This window comes from Chromobacterium sp. CCUG 76385 (assembly GCF_059916625.1).
In genome coordinates this window covers 50,813-67,994 of the sequence record NZ_JAUCGU010000006.1, presented here as the reverse complement: position 1 = coordinate 67,994, position 17,182 = coordinate 50,813, and the positions used below count along the sequence as shown (strand labels likewise).

At 64.2% G+C, this 17,182-nt stretch carries 16 protein-coding genes; 6 read left to right on the top strand and 10 right to left on the bottom strand.

The annotated features are described in order from the left end of the window. Positions 1-160: 160 nt before the first annotated feature. Entirely contained in the window at positions 161-778 is a 618-nt protein-coding gene (locus QUG01_RS06410) for an AlkA N-terminal domain-containing protein (RefSeq protein WP_500829399.1), read from the bottom strand. Between the two features lie 11 nt (positions 779-789). On the opposite strand from QUG01_RS06410, the gene QUG01_RS06405 reads away from it, so the two are divergent. Continuing rightward, entirely contained in the window at positions 790-1,626 is an 837-nt protein-coding gene (locus QUG01_RS06405) for an isocitrate lyase/PEP mutase family protein (RefSeq protein WP_500829398.1), read from the top strand. A 186-nt stretch (positions 1,627-1,812) separates the two neighbouring features. Here the strand turns inward: QUG01_RS06405 and QUG01_RS06400 are convergent, their stop codons facing one another. From QUG01_RS06400 to QUG01_RS06375, 6 genes are all read right to left on the bottom strand, one after another. Beyond that, positions 1,813-2,154 carry a hypothetical protein gene (locus QUG01_RS06400; protein WP_500829397.1) on the bottom strand — a complete coding sequence of 114 codons (342 nt, stop codon included), beginning with the start codon at positions 2,152-2,154 and terminating at the stop codon, positions 1,813-1,815. Between the two features lie 143 nt (positions 2,155-2,297). Continuing rightward, complete coding sequence (locus tag QUG01_RS06395; protein ID WP_500829396.1) at positions 2,298-2,546, bottom strand: GIY-YIG nuclease family protein; 249 nt, start codon at positions 2,544-2,546, stop codon at positions 2,298-2,300. Between the two features lie 40 nt (positions 2,547-2,586). Further along, positions 2,587-4,170, bottom strand: a complete 1,584-nt coding sequence (locus QUG01_RS06390; RefSeq protein WP_500829395.1) for a TerC family protein — start codon at positions 4,168-4,170, stop codon at positions 2,587-2,589. Positions 4,171-4,304: 134 nt separating this feature from the next. Beyond that, entirely contained in the window at positions 4,305-5,450 is a 1,146-nt protein-coding gene (gene ccsB / locus QUG01_RS06385) for a c-type cytochrome biogenesis protein CcsB (protein WP_261174728.1), read from the bottom strand. After that, positions 5,450-7,471, bottom strand: coding sequence for a cytochrome c biogenesis protein ResB (locus QUG01_RS06380; RefSeq protein WP_500829394.1), 2,022 nt, complete (start codon positions 7,469-7,471; stop codon positions 5,450-5,452). Before QUG01_RS06380 ends, ccsB begins: the two co-directional genes overlap by 1 nt. Before the next feature lie 112 nt (positions 7,472-7,583). Further along, a complete protein-coding gene (locus QUG01_RS06375; RefSeq protein ID WP_500829393.1) occupies positions 7,584-8,198 on the bottom strand; it encodes a c-type cytochrome in 615 nt (204 codons plus the stop codon). A gap of 92 nt (positions 8,199-8,290) precedes the next feature. On the opposite strand from QUG01_RS06375, the gene yihA reads away from it, so the two are divergent. Next, on the top strand, positions 8,291-8,911 hold the full coding sequence (gene yihA, locus QUG01_RS06370) for a ribosome biogenesis GTP-binding protein YihA/YsxC (RefSeq protein WP_500829392.1): 621 nt from the start codon (positions 8,291-8,293) through the stop codon (positions 8,909-8,911). Positions 8,912-9,103: 192 nt separating this feature from the next. Here the strand turns inward: yihA and QUG01_RS06365 are convergent, their stop codons facing one another. The 3 genes from QUG01_RS06365 to QUG01_RS06355 all read right to left on the bottom strand — a co-directional run bounded on the left by QUG01_RS06365 (position 9,104) and on the right by QUG01_RS06355 (position 11,232). Continuing rightward, on the bottom strand, positions 9,104-9,913 hold the full coding sequence (locus QUG01_RS06365) for a septal ring lytic transglycosylase RlpA family protein (RefSeq protein ID WP_223253587.1): 810 nt from the start codon (positions 9,911-9,913) through the stop codon (positions 9,104-9,106). 103 nt (positions 9,914-10,016) lie between these two features. Continuing rightward, complete coding sequence (gene trmL, locus QUG01_RS06360) at positions 10,017-10,481, bottom strand: tRNA (uridine(34)/cytosine(34)/5-carboxymethylaminomethyluridine(34)-2'-O)-methyltransferase TrmL (RefSeq protein WP_500829459.1); 465 nt, start codon at positions 10,479-10,481, stop codon at positions 10,017-10,019. A gap of 40 nt (positions 10,482-10,521) precedes the next feature. Further along, positions 10,522-11,232 carry a ComFC family protein gene (locus tag QUG01_RS06355; protein ID WP_500829391.1) on the bottom strand — a complete coding sequence of 237 codons (711 nt, stop codon included), beginning with the start codon at positions 11,230-11,232 and terminating at the stop codon, positions 10,522-10,524. Positions 11,233-11,324: 92 nt separating this feature from the next. Between QUG01_RS06355 and bioB the strand changes: the two genes are divergently transcribed. From bioB to QUG01_RS06335, 4 genes are all read left to right on the top strand, one after another. Further along, the gene (gene bioB, locus QUG01_RS06350; protein WP_500829390.1) at positions 11,325-12,308 is read left to right on the top strand and encodes a biotin synthase BioB; all 984 of its coding nucleotides are present in this window, start codon (positions 11,325-11,327) and stop codon (positions 12,306-12,308) included. A 114-nt stretch (positions 12,309-12,422) separates the two neighbouring features. Beyond that, positions 12,423-13,574, top strand: coding sequence for an 8-amino-7-oxononanoate synthase (bioF, locus tag QUG01_RS06345; protein ID WP_500829389.1), 1,152 nt, complete (start codon positions 12,423-12,425; stop codon positions 13,572-13,574). 152 nt (positions 13,575-13,726) lie between these two features. Continuing rightward, the gene (locus tag QUG01_RS06340; protein WP_500829388.1) at positions 13,727-16,570 is read left to right on the top strand and encodes a bifunctional diguanylate cyclase/phosphodiesterase; all 2,844 of its coding nucleotides are present in this window, start codon (positions 13,727-13,729) and stop codon (positions 16,568-16,570) included. Then, positions 16,560-17,177 (top strand): class I SAM-dependent methyltransferase, encoded by a 618-nt coding sequence (locus QUG01_RS06335; RefSeq protein WP_500829387.1) that lies wholly within the window; start codon positions 16,560-16,562, stop codon positions 17,175-17,177. Before QUG01_RS06340 ends, QUG01_RS06335 begins: the two co-directional genes overlap by 11 nt. The last annotated feature ends 5 nt before the right edge of the window (positions 17,178-17,182 follow it).

Here is a 17,182-nt window from a genome sequence, read left to right as displayed (position 1 = left end):
TCCGCGCGTCCCCGCCGCCGCGCGGGAGCGCGCCGCTTCGCCTCCCCCTTGTTTCCTTCTGCCTGTTCCAGCAAGCCAGCCATTCTGCGCGCAAGGGTAGTCTGGCCGCAGCTGGATTCAGTCTATGGCTGGCCGGCGCCGCGCTGGTGTTGCGCTCGGGTCAAGAAAGCCCGCGCAAGGCGTATTGCAGGGGCGCGTGAGCGGGGGCGGTCTCCCTGTTGCTAGCCATAAGCAAGTGGTGCGCGGCATAGGCGCGCCATGGCCGCCAGTTTTCCATTCTGGCGGGCGACAAATCCGCGGCTTTGCCTTCCCGCGCGAGCAGGGCGGCTTGCCAGTCCGGCTCGGGCGGCAACCGATCTGGCCCGTCGAGCGGCGGCGGCTCGGCCGATTCCGGCAGCGCGAAGCGCAAGGCGGGAAAGGCGGGATGGGACAGCGGCTGGCCGCGCGTTTCCAGCCACGCCAGCCTGCCCGGGATCGAAAGCTGGCGGAAGCGGATCTCCTCGCCATCCCAGACGCCGGGCAGCCGCAAGCCGGCTTGCCGCGGGACCAGCTGCGCCAGCAAGGGGTCTCGCGCAAGTTGACGTTCTATCGCTTCCATATCCGCCGCAAGGTCGAACATGGCCCTGACGCGCGCCAGCAGCTGCGGCAAGGCGCGCAGACAGGGAAGATGCAGTCCGACACGCAGGGCGTGCTTGCGCGGCTCGTGGCTGACCGTCAGCACGCCGCATTCGCCATCCTGGGCGATGGCGCGGACATAGGATTCTTCCCGTTCCCACAACAGGAGTCGTCATGATGGCGCCGCTGACCAAGTTCCAGCATTTCCGCCAACTCAACATTCAAGGCAAGCTGTTGCTGCCCAATGCCTGGGATGCCGCCAGCGCCCGGTTGTTCGAAGCCGCCGGCCATCCCGTTCTTGCTACCACCAGCGGCGGCATCGCCTATGCCCGAGGTTGGCGCGATGCTCAGCACATGGGACGCGAGGCGATGCTAAGCGAGATCGCCGCCATCGTCCGCAGCGTGGACGCGCCGGTCAGCGCCGACATCGAGGCCGGCTATGGCTTGTCGCCGCAGGATGTCGCCGTGACCGCGCGGGGGGCGATGGAGGCCGGCGCGGTTGGCGTCAATCTGGAGGACAACGGCCATGGCGCTTTGACGCAGCCCTTGTTCTCTATCGAGTCGCAATGCGCGCGGCTGGCCGCCGTCAGACAGATGGCCGACGCGTTGAACGCGCCGCTATGGATCAATGCCCGCGTCGATACCTATTTGTTGGACTTGGGCCTGAGCGCCGAGCGGCGCTTCGCCGAAACGCTGGCGCGCGGCAACGCTTATCTGGCGGCCGGGGCGGACATGGTATTCGTGCCGGGCCTGGCCGACCCCGGCGAGGCCAGGCGCCTGGCCGCCAGTTTGAACGGCCCGCTGAATCTGATGGCCTTGCCTGGCGTGGTCGGCGCGTCTGACTGGTTCGATGCCGGCGTCGCCCGGGTCAACTTGGGCGTGGGTCCCATGCTGGCGGTGATGGGTTTGGCGCGGCGCATGGCGGAAGAGGCGAGAGCGGGTATCTGGACGGCTATGGCGGAACACCATTACGGCTTTGCCGAGGCGGAGGCGCTGTTTGAGAGGCCTTGAGCGCGCAGCTTGCGGATGACTTATGCACAGGCCCGCCGGAATTTGTTTTTTATCCACAGACAGGTAGGCCGCTGCGCGCCCGCCCGGCCATGCGCTCTGGATCAGCCAACGTCAACAGCCCCTGGAGCGGCGGCCAGGCGCGCGCCGGCAAAGCCGTTTTGCCGGCGGCGCAAGGCGTTCAGACCATTAGTAGCCGTTCTTGATCTGCTGGCTGACCTGGTTTTCTTCCTGATTCAGCACTTTTTGTTCCGGCTTGGTGATGTGGCCGTGGTCGAGCTTGGCCATGTCGCGCTCCTGCTGGCGGATGTTCTGGTCTTCCCGGTGCAGCTTGCGCGCTTCGGCCTGGCTGATCTGGCCGTTTTTCTCTTCCCGGTTGATGCGCTTGTTCTGGTTGGCCAGCCGCTTGTTCACCTCCTCGCGGCGGGGGTGGTGCTTCTGCCATTGGGTTTCGTTGGCTTGGGCCGCGCCGGCGAAGGCGAGGCCGCAGAGCAGGGTGGCGGACAGGATGTGGCGAGCGAGCTTTTTCATGATGTTCTCCCGAATGGGTTCAGGTAAGGATTACCTGAACTCAGCCTACGCCAAGGCAGGGAGTCGGGCTGGGTCAAGACATATGTACATATATGTAAACGGCCGCTGTTTTACGACTGTTCATCATTGCTGCGCGGGCAGAATCAGCTTGCGTGTTTGACATGGCCATGCCGGGCCAGAAAATCCCGTTTGGCAGCGCTGGAGAGGCACTTGAAGGCATGTTCGGCCTGCAGGGCGGCCGAACGGTCCGGGTACTCCACCACCATTTCGATGGCGACCGGCGGATTGAGGCGGGTGTAGCGCGCGCCCTTGCCGGCGGCGTGTTGCGCGTAGCGGCGCGCCACGTCGGTGCTGACGCCGGTGTACAGGGCGCCGCTCTCGCAGCGCAGCACATAGAGGAACCAGGGCCGCTGCGGGCCCTGGTTTGTGAGCTTACTGCTCGTTGTCGCCATGGTTGGCCAGCGGGCTGATCAGCACCCGCTCGGTGCGGTTGCCCTTCTGCGCGGTGACGCGCAGCTTCCAGTCGCCGACGACGACTTCATCGCCCTCGCGCGGGATGCGTTCCAGGCAGTCCATCAGCAAACCGGCCACGGTGTGGAAGTCTTCATCCTCGAAATCGCCCAGCGTCAGGTACTGTTCCAGCGTCACCAGCTCCAGGCTGCCTTCCACGTTGTAGCTGCCGTCCGGATGGGCGACGATGGCCGGCAATTCATGGCGCTCGTGCTCTTCCGGGAATTCGCCGGCGATGGCTTCCATCAGGTCTTTCTGGGTGACGATGCCCTCCAGGCTGCCGAATTCGTCGACGACGAAAGCCATGTCGGCGGCGTGCTGGCGGAAGCTCTCCAGCGCCTTCAGCACGGTGACGGTCTCCGGCAGCACCAGCGGCTGGCGCAACGCGGCGTCGATGTCCAGCGGGCGGCCATCCAGCAACTGCGCCAGCAAGTCCTTGCGGGCCACGATGCCCAGCGGCTCGTCTATGCTGCCGTCGCGGATCACCACCATGCGGGAGTGCGGGCTGTCGCGCAAGGCTTTGCGCAGGGCCGCTTCCGGCTGGCTCAGGTCCAGGCGGTGGATGTCGGCGCGCGGGGTGGCGATGACGCGGATCGGCCGCTCGGCCAGGGTCAGCACGCTGTGTATCATCGCGCGCTCGTTGTGGCCGAAGGCGGTGTCTTCCACCGGCTGCGGGCCGGTTTCCGGCTTGGCCTCGGGCGCCGCGCCGTCGGACAGGCGACTCCCCATCAGGCTCAGCACGGCATCGGCGGTGCGTTCGCGGAAGCTTTGCGTGCGGTTCAGGTAGCGGATGCGGTTGGCCTGCGACACCTGGTTGAAGGCCTCGATCAGCACCGAGAAGCCGATGGCCGCGTACAGATAGCCCTTGGGAATGTGGAAGCCGAAGCCTTCCGCGATCAGGCTGAAGCCTATCATCAGCAGGAAGCCCAGGCACAGCATCACCACGGTGGGGTGGGCGTTGACGAAGGCGGTCAAGGGCTTGCTGGCGGCGATCATCAGGATCATCGCCACGATGACGGCCAGCATCATCACCGGCAGATGTTCGGACATGCCGATGGCGGTGATGACGGAGTCGATGGAGAACACGGCGTCCAGCACCAGGATTTGCGCCACCACGGTGCCGAAGGCGGCATAGGCGCGTTGCGTGGCGCCCTTGGCGTGTTCCACGCCTTCCAGCCGCTCATGCAGCTCGGTGGTGGCCTTGAACAGCAGGAAGGCGCCGCCGCCCAGCATGATCAGGTCGCGGCCGGCGAACGATTGGCCCCAGACCGAGAACAGCGGCGTGGTCAGGGTCACCAGCCAGGAGATGCTGGCCAGGAGGACCAGCCGCATGATCAGCGCCAGGGACAAGCCGGTGATGCGGGCGCGGTCGCGTTGTTCCGGCGGCAGTTTCTCGGCCAGGATGGCCACGAAAATCAGGTTGTCGATGCCGAGTACGATCTCGAGGATGATCAGCGTCAAGAGGCCCAGCCAGGCGGCGGGGTCGGACAGCCACGATAAGTCCATGATGGTGTAGAACGTTCCTTAAAGGGATAAAAAATCGATAAAAGCGTTACAAGGATACCAAATGCCATCGTTCCGGGCCGGAGAAATGCAAAACGCCCCGTTTGCGGCGGGGCGTGCATGATAACCGGGAAGGATTACAAGCCGCCGTAGGAGTGCAGGCCGGACAGGAACATATTGACGCCGAGGAAGGCGAAGGAGGTGACGGCCAGGCCGATCACCGCCCACCAGGCCAATGGCGCGCCGCGCCAGCCCTTGACCAAGCGGATGTGCAGCCAGGCGGCGTAGTTCAGCCAGACGATCAGCGCCCAGGTTTCCTTCGGGTCCCAGCTCCAGTAGCCGCCCCAAGCGTCCGCCGCCCACATCGCGCCCAGGATGGTGGCGATGGTGAAGAACAGGAAGCCCACCGAGATGGCCTTGTACATCATTTCGTCCAGCACCTCGGCGCTGGGCAGGCGGTCTTTCAGCCAGCCCTTCTGCGCCATCAGCTCGCCGACGCCCAGCATGGCCGCCAGCGAGAAGGCGCCGTAGCCGACGAAGTTGGCCGGCACGTGTATCTTCATCCACCACGATTGCAGCGCCGGGATCAGCGGCTGGATCTCATGCGCCTTGCGGTCGAAGGTGTACCACAGGATGAAGATGACCGCGGCGCTGATGACCAGCAGCACCAGCGCGCCGGCCTGGCGCGCGGCGAACTTGGCCTCGTAGTACAGGTACATCAGCGCGGTGATCAGGGTGAACAGCACGAAGACTTCGTACAGATTGGACACCGGGATGTGGCCGACGTCCGGCGCGATCAAATAGCTTTCATACCAGCGCACGAACAGGCCGGCCAGTCCCATCACCGCGGCGGACCAGGTCAGCCCGCCGCCCATGCGCGCCAGCGAGTCCGAACGGCGCAGCAGCGCCACCCAGTAGACGCCGGTGGCGAGGAAGAACAGCGTGCACATCCACATGATGGCGGATTGGCTGGACAGCGCGTATTTGAGCCAGAACGCCTGCTGGCCGCGCGCCAGATCATGCTGGTACAGCGGGATGGCGGCCAGCGCCAAGGCGCCGGCCAGCGGGAAATACCAGCGCCAGGCCTTCCAGAACCAGCCCAGCGCGATCAGGCCCAGCGCCGAACCGGCCAGGATGGCCTGCTCGTACCCGTCCATATCGAGGTGGTACAGCTTGAAGGCATAGCCGGCGGCCGCTACGATCAGCAGCGCATAGGCCCAGTCCCACAAGTTCAGCCGCCGCCATAGCGGCACGCGGGCGTAAGCGGAATTGACAAGCTCCATCAGGCTCCCCTTGTCAGGTGTTGGATGGCGTCGACGTGACGCTGAAAGTCGGTATCCAGATCGCGATTGTGTCGATTCGACGTCATGGCCACCCGCAGATGGCGGCCATCCAGGCGTATCCACAGTCTCAGTTCCCGCACATAGAACATTAGCACGATGCCGAGCACAAGCAGGACTGATCCCAAGTACACCAGGATCTTGCCCGGCGAACGGGTCAGCTGCAGGCCGGACGACTGCACCTGGTCGAAACCGTCCAGTTGCAGGAAGACCGGCGCGCCGTAGTCATGCAGGCCGCTGGCGGCCACCAGGCCGTCCAGCAGGAAGCGGTAGTGGGCGGTGTCGGCGGTCAGCGGCTTGGCGCCGGCTTTCTCATCGGCCACCGCCATCACGTCGATCACCGCGCCTTGCAGGATCTTGATATAGGTTTGCGCCACCGCCTGGCGCTTGTCGGCCGGCACCCGTTCGTCCAGGAATTTCTCCAGTCCGGCGAAGCCGTTGTCGGCAAAGCGTTGCAGCACGCCCTTGACGCTGTCGCCGAACTGGCGGGCCAGCTTGGCGTCGATCACGCCGCCCTGTTGGGCCTTGCGGGTGGCGCGGGCCGCCGCTTCGTCGTACAGCGCCGGATCGCGCAGCGCGGCGTACAGGCGCATGAAGCGGTCCAGCTTCATATCGTCGTCCAGCGGCAGGCGCAGGTACTGGAACGGCTCCGCCGGGGTGCGCCGCATGCCGGCCATCAGATAGGGCGCGCCGTCCTGTTCGATCGGCGCCATGTAATGCAGGTACTCCACCGCCTGGCCTTGGGCGTCGCGCAGCTTGAAGCTGACGGAGGGACCGAAGTTTTTCAGCGACTTTTCGTGCTTCACTTCGCGCGCGTCTTGCATGCGTTGCCGCAGCGTGGGGTCGGCCGCGTCCGGCTTGCCGATGTTTTCGATATTGAATACGCGTAGCTCGCCGAACTCCAGTGTGTAGTCCTTGCCGTTGGCGCGCAGCGGCTGGCTGCTCATCGACACCCCCGCGAGCGGCACCGGCGCCGCCTGCGGCGCGGCCAGGTTCCAGGCATGGAAGCGCAGCGGTGAGCCGCCGTCGCCGAAGCTGGATTGGTAAATCGCCACGCCGTCCACGATCAGCGGATGGTTGACTTTGACCGTCGCCTCGGTGCGCTTGCCGGTGGCCTTGTCGGTCACCACGATGTCGCTGGCGAACAGCTTGGGCATGCCGTTGCTGTAGTAATCGACATGGAATTTCTTCAGCGAGACGATGAAGGGCAGCTCCTGCACCAGATAGCCGTTGCCGGAGTTCAGGAAGGTGACGTCCGCGCTCTTGCCCTCGGCGATGTTGACGTTGCCGCGGAACGACAGGTTGGCGGTGCTCAGCCGGCTGGCGGCGGGAATCTGGCTTTGCGGGATATCGCGGGTTTCCGGCACGATGCGGCCAGCCATTTCCGCCAGTTTCAGCGGCAGGTTGCCGTCTATCAGCCCGCCGACGCAGATGACGATCAAGGCGATGTGGGCGAAGAAATAACCGAGTTTGCCGGCCGCGCCCTTCTTAGCCGCGATCAGCCGCACGCCGCTGCCGCGCTCGGTCTCCCGCCAGCGAAAGCCCTGTCCCTGCAGATAGCCGTACAGCGCGGCCGGATCGGGCCGCTCCGCGGTGAAGGCCACGCTATGCGGCATGGCGGCCAGCGAGCCATCGCTGGCCTTCTCGCGGTAAGACCGCATCTGGCGGATGAAGCCGGGGCCGTTGCGCAGCACGCACAGCGTGGTGGACAGCACCAGGAAGGCCAGGATGGTCAGGAACCAGCCGGAATGGTAGACATCGAACAAGCCCAGCCGTTCGAAGGCCTGGAACCAGAACTGGCCGAACTCGAAGGCGTAGTTCGGATACGGTTCGTTCTGTTTCAGCACGGTGCCGATGACGGAGGCGATGGCCAGGATGGTCAAGAGGCCGATGGCGAAACGCATCGAACTGAGCAGCTCATACAGCGCGTGGACGGTGGAATGGCGGCGTTGATTTTTATTCATGGTCGGGAACACAAAAAGGGAAGCCCGCCTGGGGCTTCCCTTTTGAACGAGCCGGGTCGGCAAAGTTGCGGCTGCGCGCGCTTGGCGGAGGCGTGCCGGGCGGGCATGGCGCTCAGCGCAGGCCGGAGATGTATTCGGCGACGGCCTTCATCTCCTCGTCCGTCATGCGGCTGGCGATGTCGTACATAATGGGATTCTTGCGATCGGCGCCGGCCTTGAAGTCGGCCAGTTGCTTGGCGACATACGCGGCATGCTGGCTGCCCAGGCGCGGGAACTCGTCGGGCAGACCCTTGCCGGCCGGACCGTGGCAAGCCATACAGGCCGGCACATGGGTGGTGGCGTTGCCGACGCGGTAAATCTTGGCGCCCAGCGGCATCCGCGCCTTGTCGGCGGCCTCGCGCTCCTTGGGCTTCTGTTCGCTGAAGTAGGCCGAGACGTTGCGCATATCGTCGTCGGACAGGGTGGACGCCATGCCGAGCATGGTCGGATTCTTGCGCTGGCCGCTCTTGAATGCTTTTAACTGGTTATACAGATATTGGGAACTCTGTCCTGCCAGCGAGGGGTTGGCCGCCGCGGCGCTGTTGCCGTCCACTCCGTGGCAGGCCGCGCAGACGGTATCGACGATCTGCTTGCCTTTCGCCGGGTCGCCCTGCGGGCCCGGAGCGGCCGCCAGCGCTGAGCCGGCCAGGGAAAAGGTTGCCATCGCCAACAGCATAATTCGTTTCATGGTCGCTCCTTTAGGGGTGAGCCCTAAAATATCTGTAAAAGTAGCAATTCCAAACCTGTTATTCTATACCAACTGATTTCAACCTTACTACCATGTCGATTTTTCAGAACGCCAGATTTTATACCACCGTCAACCACATGAAGGATCTGCCGGCCACCCGCGCCGAGGTCGCTTTCGTGGGACGCTCCAACGCCGGCAAGTCCAGCGCGATCAACACGCTGGCCAACCGCACGCGTCTGGCCTACGTGTCCAAGACGCCGGGCCGGACCCAGCACATCAACTTCTTCGAGCTGGGCGAGGAGTGCTTCCTGGTGGACCTGCCAGGCTACGGCTACGCCGAGGTGCCGGAGGCGGTGCGCGCGCACTGGGTGGAACTGCTGGGTCGCTACCTGCAGACGCGGCAGAGCCTGATCGGCCTCCTGTTGATTATGGACGCTCGCCACCCGCTTAAGGAGCTCGATCGCAGAATGTTGGATTTTTTCCGCGAAACCGGCCGTCCGGTGCATATCCTGCTGTCCAAGGCCGACAAGCTGTCGCGCCAGGAGCAGGCCAAGGTGCTGGCGCTGGTGAAGCGCGAACTCGCCGATTACCCGGCCGTCAGCGTGCAGATGTTCTCCAGCCTGAAGAAGGCCGGCGTAGACGAGGTGGAGCAGGTCGTGAAGGGCTGGTTCGACGCGTTGCCGCCGGTGGACGAGCCGCCGCAGGAACTTTGATCGCGGCCCGCCACCTAAGCATAAGGTGTTCACACCTCCCGCTTGGCTCCCTGAGCGGGGCCTGAATCGTTGATATTTAGGCATTGCCCCGGTCCGAAAGGCCGGGGTTTTTTCTTGGGCGGCGGGCATGAAAAAAGGCGAAGGATGCATCCTTCGCCTTTCGCCCTGTGCCATACGATTCAGCAGTCAGCCTTACAAGCTGGAGATCACGGTTTCGACGTGAAGATTCTCCGCTACGGTGCGTACGGCCTCGTCCGAGGGGAACGGGCCCAGGCGCACCTTGTAGAGGCCTTCCTGGTTGACGATGCCGAGCTTGGAGTCATATTTGTCATCCAGCTGGTCCAGCATCTTCTGCAGCAGCGCTTCCGCGTTGGCCAGCTTGGTAAATGAACCCAGCTGCAGATATTTCGGATTGTCGCCTGCCTTCAGTTCGCGGACCGGTTCGGTCACCGGTTGCGCCGAAGCGACATAAGTATCGTCGGCGGCCGGCCAGACGCGGTCCACCGCGATCTTGGCGCTGCCTTGCTTGACGAAGCCAAGCTTGTAGGCGGCTGCAAACGACAGGTCCATCAAACGGCTCTTGTGGAACGGGCCGCGATCATTGATGCGGACCACCACGGACTTGCCGTTGGTCAGGTTGGTCACCCGGGCATAGCTCGGGATCGGCAGCGTCGGGTGCGCTGCGGTCATGGCGAACATGTCATAGCGTTCGCCCGAGGTCGTCTTGCGACCGTGGAACTGTTTGCCGTACCAAGAGGCACGGCCTGTGGCGTGGTAAGGCTTTTCGCGCACGTCAGGACGGAAGCTCATCCCCAGCGCCGAGTACGGTAGGTTGGCCGACTTGATCAGCGGCTCTTCCTGCGGCACGGCGTCGGGCACCAGATTCAGGTTGACCGGGATATGATCGGCCGGACCGTCGTTCTGGAAATAAGCCCCGTTCTTGGCGACGGTCTTCTTGTTTGTCGGCGTAGCCGACTGGTTTGTGGCACTGGCCGTCTTCACGGTGGAACAGGCCACAAGCACGAGACTGACAAATACAAGCCACAGCCATCGGAGTACAGGTTGCATAAACCTCCCTATGCTGTTGGGCCAACCTTGCGAACTGCTATGCCCCCCCTGCGAAGTCGATCTGGCACCAAGCCTCATACACCGTCACAGCGACGGCGTTGGAGAGGTTGAGGCTTCTCGACTCGGGACGCATCGGCAAACGAATCCTTTGTTGCGCCGGCAGGGCAGCCAGCACCTCTTGCGGCAAGCCGCGGGATTCGGGACCGAACAGAAAAACGTCCCCGGGTTGGTAGGAAATCCGGTCATGGCGCGTGGCGCCTTTCGTCGTCGCGGCGAAAATCCGCCGTCCCTGAAGGGCCTGCAGACAAGCAGACCAGTCTTCGTGGACCACGACGCGGGCATACTCGTGATAGTCGAGTCCCGCTCGCCGCAACTTGGCATCCTCAAGCGGGAAGCCCATCGGTTTGACCAGATGCAGTTCACAGCCGGTGTTGGCACATAAACGGATCACATTGCCCGTGTTGGGCGGAATTTCCGGCTGAAATAGAACAACAGTGAACATCGTTGGCAGGCTGGATTGTTCCAAGGAATCAAAATCTTGGTCAAGTTTTTGGGGAAAACGCCCGGGCCAGCGCCCATCCGTCGACCCGTTTCGCACCCTGTTTTTTGAGCTCTCGAGCCAGGGAGGAGAGGGTGGCGCCGCTGGTGGCGACGTCGTCGATGATGGCGATGGAAAGCCCGTCGCAGCGGCGTTTTACGCCGAACGCATGGCGCACGTTTCTGAGTCTTTCGGCGCGGCCGAGCGAGGCCTGCGACGCTGTGTTGTATTTTCGCCAACACAGATTATCCGAAAAACGGGTGTTTATTGTACCAGCGAACGCTTTGGCAAGCTCGCCGCTCTGATTGAAGCCCCTTTTCGCAAGTCGTTCATTTGCCAATGGAACCGGAATGACAAGGTCGTATTCATGGCCGAGGCCCCGCGCGAAATCGCTCAGCAGGCCGCCCAAAACTCCCGCCAAAGGCAGCCGTTTGCCATACTTGAAGGCATGAATCAGCCCGCTCAGGGGGTAGTCAAAAAGATAAGGAACGTGTAGCGCGTCGAAGTGCGGCGGGCGGCGTTGGCAGTGGGCGCACAGCATGCCGCCAAGCGTCGGTTCGGCGCAACGCGGACACTGTTCAGCGGGCAGGGTGGGCAGCATGTCGCGACAAGGCGGGCATAGGCCGCGGCGGGTGCCGTATTGTCCGCAAAGCAGGCAGTTCTGCTTAATTGGTGAGCAGTTGTCAATTATCGATGTAATTAAGTTTGACAGCATCGGGCCTGGCCCTCCAAGATTTTGCCGCCCGCCCTGTTGGCGGGATGGGCAATGCGTCCCCCTGTAATGACATTAGATGAATGGAGCGTACGATGCATACTGTACCGATGGAGTTCAAGCGCCCGGCGGCGCCGCACCCGGAACAAGCCAACTGGAGCGTGGACGAGGTGGAGGCCCTGCTCGGTCTGCCCTTCATGGAGCTGGTGTTCCGCGCGGCAGAGATCCATCGGCAGTTTTTCGATCCGACCAAAATCCAGCTGTCGACGCTGGTGTCGATCAAAACCGGCGGCTGTCCGGAGGATTGCGGCTATTGTCCGCAGTCGCTGCACCATGACACGCCGGTAGCCGATCAGCCGATGATGACGGTAGACGAGGTGGTGGCGGCAGCGCGGCAGGCCAAGGCCAACGGCGCTGGCCGTTTTTGCATGGGCGCGGCCTGGCGCGGACCGAAGGATGCCGACTTGGCCAAGACTTTGGACATGGTGCGCGAGGTGAAGGCGCTGGGGCTGGAGACATGCGCCACCTTCGGCCTGTTGCGCGACGGCCAGGCTGAGCGGCTGAAGGACGCGGGCCTGGATTACTACAACCACAATCTGGACACCGCGCCTGACAAATATGCAGATATCATCCATACTCGAGAGTATGAGGACAGGCTGGAGACGCTGGGCAAAGTGCGCAAGGCCGGCTTGTCGGTATGCTGCGGCGGCATCGTCGGCATGAATGAAACCCGGCGCGACCGCGCGGGCTTGATCGCCCAGTTGGCCAATCTGGATCCGCAGCCGGAGTCGGTGCCGGTGAATAATCTGGTGCAGGTGGTGGGTACGCCGCTGGCGGACGCCAGCCGGCTGGACTGGACCGAGTTTGTGCGCACCATCGCCGCGGCGCGCATCGCCATGCCCAAGAGCTATGTCCGCTTGTCCGCCGGCCGGCGCGAGATGGACGAGGCGACCCAGGCCTTGTGTTTCCTGGCCGGCGCCAACTCGATATTCTATGGCGATAAGCTGTTGACCACGGGCAACCCCGATGTACTGGCCGACCAGACACTGATGGCCAAACTGGACTTGCGGGCCCTGTAATATTCTTTAGCAATTCTGCGCTGTCTGCTTAAATGCGAACCTATATATAGTGTGTCGTACCGAGGTGGTTCGCCGCCGCGGTTTGGTCAACCCACGCAAAAGAGTGCAACCATCATGCGCCTGCAAGACTTGTCCGCCGCCCTGAATGAACTGGATGCGAATCACCGCCTGCGCCGACGCGCCACCCTGGAGTCGCCGCAGGGCGTTGATATCGTCATTGAAGGTCAATCCTACCTATCGTTTGCCAGCAATGATTACCTGGGGCTGGCCGATCATCCGGCCCTGGTGCGCGCGCTGCAGCAGGGCGTCGAGCGCTGGGGCGCCGGCAGCGGGGCGTCGCATCTGCTGACCGGCCACAGCCAGGCCCACCAGCAGGCGGAAGAGGCGCTGGCGCGCTTCGTCGGCCGCGAGGCGGCGCTGTTGTTCGGCTCCGGCTATGCCGCCAACCTGGCGGTGATCACCAGCCTGGTCGGCCGCGACGACGCGGTGTTCGCCGACAAGCTGAACCATGCCTCGCTGAACGATGGCTGTCTGCTGTCGCGCGCCGACTTCCAGCGTTTCCGCCACAATGATCTGGAGCATCTGGAACAGCTGCTGGCGGCGAGCCGTGCCTGTACCAAGCTGATCGCGGTGGACGCGGTGTACAGCATGGATGGCGACGAGGCTCCGCTGCCGGCCTTGCTGGCGCTGGCCGAACGCTACGACGCCTGGTTGTATGTCGATGACGCGCACGGTTTCGGCGTGCTGGGCGGTGGCCGCGGCTCGGCGGCGGAGCATGGGCTGGCCTCGGAACGGCTGATCTACATGGCCACGCTGGGCAAGGCGGCCGGTCTCGCCGGCGCCTTCGTCGCCGGCAGCCGGCTGTTGGTGGAATGGCTGGTCAATCGCGGGCGCACCTATATCTTCAGCACCGCGCAGCCGCCGGCGCTGGCCGCCGCGGTGGAAACCAGCCTGCGGCTGATTGCCGAGGGCGACGACCGCCGCGAACGGCTGCGGCAACTGGCGGCGCGCTGCCGCGAACGGCTGGCCGGCACGCATTTTGCCGGCAGGGCTTCCCGCACACCGATCCAAGCCATTATCATGGGCGAAGATGCTCATGCCATAAGGCAGGCTGAGCGCTTGAAACAGCAAGGCTTCTGGGTGCCCGCCATCCGTCCGCCCACTGTGCCGGAAAACAGCGCGCGCTTGCGGATTTCCTTGTCGGCGCAGCATGAGCCAGCACAGCTGGACGCGCTGCTCGATCTGCTGTTGCAAGCGCAGGATTGAATACCGGCAGCGCGTGTGCGCTGCGGCAGCGAATCCATCGGCCCGGAGCTCATGCTCCGGGCTTTTGCATGTCCGCCAGCAGGCGCGGCCGTGGGGAAGCGGCCCGGGCGTGGCATGCGGATTTTCCGGCTAACTCGTACTACGATAATGACATGATGAGCACGGCTGAATATTTGGAAAGTCCGGCGCAAGCCGCCGAGCGCGCCTTGGCGCTGTTGGGGCGAGGCGGCGGCTTGTCCGCCGCGGCGGTATGGGGGCTGTCCGGCGTGACTTGGCAGCGCCTGGCCAGCTTGGGGGCGGCCGACGGTTTGCCAAGCGCCGAGGCTTTGGCCGGCGGCCGCCTGCCGGGACCGGATGGCGGCGCGCTGGCGTTGCGGATGGCGGATAACACGGTGGGCTGGCTGGTGTGGCGCGGACAGGCGCCGGCGGAGGTAGCCGACATCGCCGCGCTCTTGGGCGGCCACTTGTATTGCGCCGCGCTGCGCGGCGAGCAATCGGCGGCCCGGCTGGCCAATGAGACCATGCTGGAAATCAGCCTCTTGGCCGGCGAGTGCGCCAGCCTGGATCGGCTCCTGCCGCGCTTGCACAAGCTGATGCAGCGGCTGATGGATGCCAGCAATTTCGCCATCGCGCTGTATGGCGACGACGGCGCCAGCCTTCATTTCCCGTTCTACGCAGACAGGCGCGATCCGGCGCCGCCCTCGCCGCAAGCGATGCTGCCGCTGGACGACGGGCATGCCGCATTGGCGGGCTGGCTGCTGCGCGGCGGCAAGCCCATGGTGCTGACCGGCGAGCGCATCGCCGAGTTGTGCCGTGACGAGACGCTGGCGCAGCCGGCCGTGTTGCCGGCGTTCTGGATGGGCGCGCCCTTGGTGAACGCCGACGGCAATCCCATCGGCGCGGTCATGCTGCATGCCTATGAAGACCAGGCGGCGCTGACCTCGTCCGAGCAGTTGCTGTTCATGTTCGCCGCGCGCCATGTCGGTTTCGCATTGGACCGGGTGCTGTACCGCAGCCAACTGGAACGCCAGGTCTGGCTGCGCACCTGCGAGCTGGAAGGCGCCAATGCCAGACTGCGGGCCGAGGTGGCCAGCCGCAAGCAGGTGGAGAAGTTCCAGAACGCCTTGTTCCGCATCGCGGAATTATCCAACTCCAGCCTGTCGCTGGAGGCTTTTCTCAGCGGCCTGCACCGGCTGCTGTCGGAAATGGTGTCGGCGCGCAATTGCGTGGTGGCCTTATACGACAAGCTGAGCGACCGCATCACGTTTCCGTATTGCGCCGACGAATATGTCGAGATCTTGCACCCGCGCAAGCCGGCCCAGGGCTATATCGAACAGGTGCTGCACAGCGGACGGCCGCTGCTGGTCGACCCGTACAGCCAGGTGCCGGCCGCGGTGGAAGAAGGGGGCGCAAGGCCGCAAAGCTGGTTGGGCGTGCCGCTGTACTGCGACAATGAACTACTGGGCGTGTTGGCGGTGCAGAGCTACGACGGCGAGGTCAGCTACAATTTTCGCGATCAGGAAGTGCTGGAGTTCGTCGCCAACAACATCGGCGCGGCGCTGGCGCGGGTGCGCGCGCTGGAGAGCCTGCAGCAGGCCTATGCCGAGCTGGAGCAGCGGGTGCGAGAGCGCACCAGCGAGCTGGACGCAGTCAATGCCCAGCTGGAGTTCGACAGCCTGCACGATCCCTTGACCAAACTGCCCAACCGCAACTACTTCGCCAAGGCGCTGCACCGGGCCTGGGAAGGCTTCGTCGCCGGTTCTGGCGACCGTTTCGCCCTGTTGTTCATCGACCTGGACCGCTTCAAGCTGGTCAACGATACCCTGGGCCACCTGGCCGGCGATCACTTGTTGTTCGAGGCCGGCGCGCGCATCCGTTCCTGCCTGCGCCACTATGATTTTCTGGCGCGTTTGGGCGGAGACGAATTCGCCGTGGTGATGTTCGGCATGGAAGGGCCGGAAGACTGCGAGATCATCGCCCGCCGCATCGTCCGAGAGTTCGAGCGGCCGGTGATCCTGGCCGGACGCGAAGTCTTCTCCACCGCCAGCGTCGGCGTGGTGCTGGCCGACCGCGACCACTACCGCAATGCCGACGAGTTGTTGCGCGACGCCGACCATGCGATGTACTGCACCAAACAGCAAGGCCGCCAGGGCTATACCTTGTTCAGCCATCAGTTGCGCATCGACCAGGCCGACCAACTGGCGCTGGAAACCGAGTTGCGGCGCGCCCTGGAACAGGATAAGCAGCTGATTCCCTACTATCAGCCGTTTATCGATGCCAAGACCGGCAAGCTGTCCGGCTTCGAAACGCTGGTGCGCTGGCAGCATCCGCAGCGCGGGCTGATCCCGCCGGCGCTGTTCCTGCCGATGGCCGAGGAGAGCGGGCTGATCAACCGTCTGGACCGTTACATGGTCAACGCGGCTTGCGCGCAACTGCAGGCCTGGCGCGCCGAGGGGCGGGTGGCCGAGCACATTTCGCTGCACATCAATCTGTCGTCGGCCAATTTCCATGATCCGGACCTGGTCGCCTGGATAGGCGGCCGCATCGCCCATTACCAGCTGCCGCCGGCCATGCTGCATCTGGAAATCACCGAGAGCGCGCTGATCGACCAGCCGGAGACCGCGGCGACGGTGATGCAGGCGCTGCACGGCCTGGGCGTGAAGCTGGCGCTGGATGATTTCGGCACCGGCTATTCCGCGCTGTCCTATCTGCACCGCTACCGTTTCGACGTGCTGAAGATAGACCAGTCCTTCGTGTTCGACCTGGACCGCAAGGAGGAATCGGCGGCCATCGTCCGCGCCATCCTGGCGCTGGCGCGGGCGCTGGATCTGGACGTGGTGGCCGAGGGCGTGGAAACCGCCGCACAGCTGGCGATGCTGCAGGAGATGGGGTGCAGCAAGCTGCAGGGCTTCTATTTTGCCGCCCCGGCGCCGGCGCAGGGCCTGGACTGGGAGCGCTTGGCCCGTTTTGAACAGGAAATCCGCAGTGCGGCGTGAATGGGCGACCCGTTTCAACCGTTGGCGCTATGATGTGTACGCGCCCTGGTACGACAAGCTGGCGCAGGGCTTTGCCGCGCAGCGCCGCCGTTCGCTGGGCCTGCTCAATCCGCAACCGGGGGAACAGGTGCTGCTGGTGGGGGCCGGCACGGGGCTAGATCTGGATTTTCTGGTGCGTTGCCGCCATGTCACCGCCATCGACATCGCGCCGGCCATGCTGCAGCAGCTGAAGGAACGCGCCGAGCGGCTGGGCATGGCCGTGCGCGCGCTGGAGATGGACGGCCAGCAGCTGGACTTCCCCGACGCCAGCTTCGATGCGGTGGCGCTGCATCTGGTGTTGGCGGTGATTCCGGACCCGCAGGCCTGCATCCGCGAGGTGGAGCGCGTGCTGAAGCCGGGCGGCCGGGTGGCGGTTTTCGACAAGTTTCTGGCGGATCGTTCGCGCGCCCCGCTGTGGCGCCGCGCCGGCAATCTCGTGGCGCGCTTGGTCGCCACCGACATCAACCGCCGCCTCGGCGACATCGTTTCAGTTACCAAATTGCAACGCATTCACGACGAAGACGCCGGCTTAGGTGGTTTCCTTCACATCGCACTCTTGCGAAAATAGCGTTT

What these genes read in the sequence shown, in the direction of transcription:
- QUG01_RS06375 (WP_500829393.1), bottom strand. Translation starts at nt 8,198, where the DNA reads ATGAAACGAATTATGCTGTTGGCGATGGCAACCTTTTCCCTGGCCGGC.
- QUG01_RS06390 (WP_500829395.1), bottom strand. Translation starts at nt 4,170, where the DNA reads ATGGACTTATCGTGGCTGTCCGACCCCGCCGCCTGGCTGGGCCTCTTG.
- bioF (WP_500829389.1), top strand. Translation starts at nt 12,423, where the DNA reads ATGCGCCTGCAAGACTTGTCCGCCGCCCTGAATGAACTGGATGCGAAT.
- ccsB (WP_261174728.1), bottom strand. Translation starts at nt 5,450, where the DNA reads ATGGAGCTTGTCAATTCCGCTTACGCCCGCGTGCCGCTATGGCGGCGG.
- QUG01_RS06400 (WP_500829397.1), bottom strand. Translation starts at nt 2,154, where the DNA reads ATGAAAAAGCTCGCTCGCCACATCCTGTCCGCCACCCTGCTCTGCGGC.
- QUG01_RS06405 (WP_500829398.1), top strand. Translation starts at nt 790, where the DNA reads ATGATGGCGCCGCTGACCAAGTTCCAGCATTTCCGCCAACTCAACATT.
- QUG01_RS06380 (WP_500829394.1), bottom strand. Translation starts at nt 7,471, where the DNA reads ATGAATAAAAATCAACGCCGCCATTCCACCGTCCACGCGCTGTATGAG.
- QUG01_RS06340 (WP_500829388.1), top strand. Translation starts at nt 13,727, where the DNA reads ATGATGAGCACGGCTGAATATTTGGAAAGTCCGGCGCAAGCCGCCGAG.
- QUG01_RS06355 (WP_500829391.1), bottom strand. Translation starts at nt 11,232, where the DNA reads ATGCTGTCAAACTTAATTACATCGATAATTGACAACTGCTCACCAATT.
- trmL (WP_500829459.1), bottom strand. Translation starts at nt 10,481, where the DNA reads ATGTTCACTGTTGTTCTATTTCAGCCGGAAATTCCGCCCAACACGGGC.
- yihA (WP_500829392.1), top strand. Translation starts at nt 8,291, where the DNA reads ATGTCGATTTTTCAGAACGCCAGATTTTATACCACCGTCAACCACATG.
- bioB (WP_500829390.1), top strand. Translation starts at nt 11,325, where the DNA reads ATGCATACTGTACCGATGGAGTTCAAGCGCCCGGCGGCGCCGCACCCG.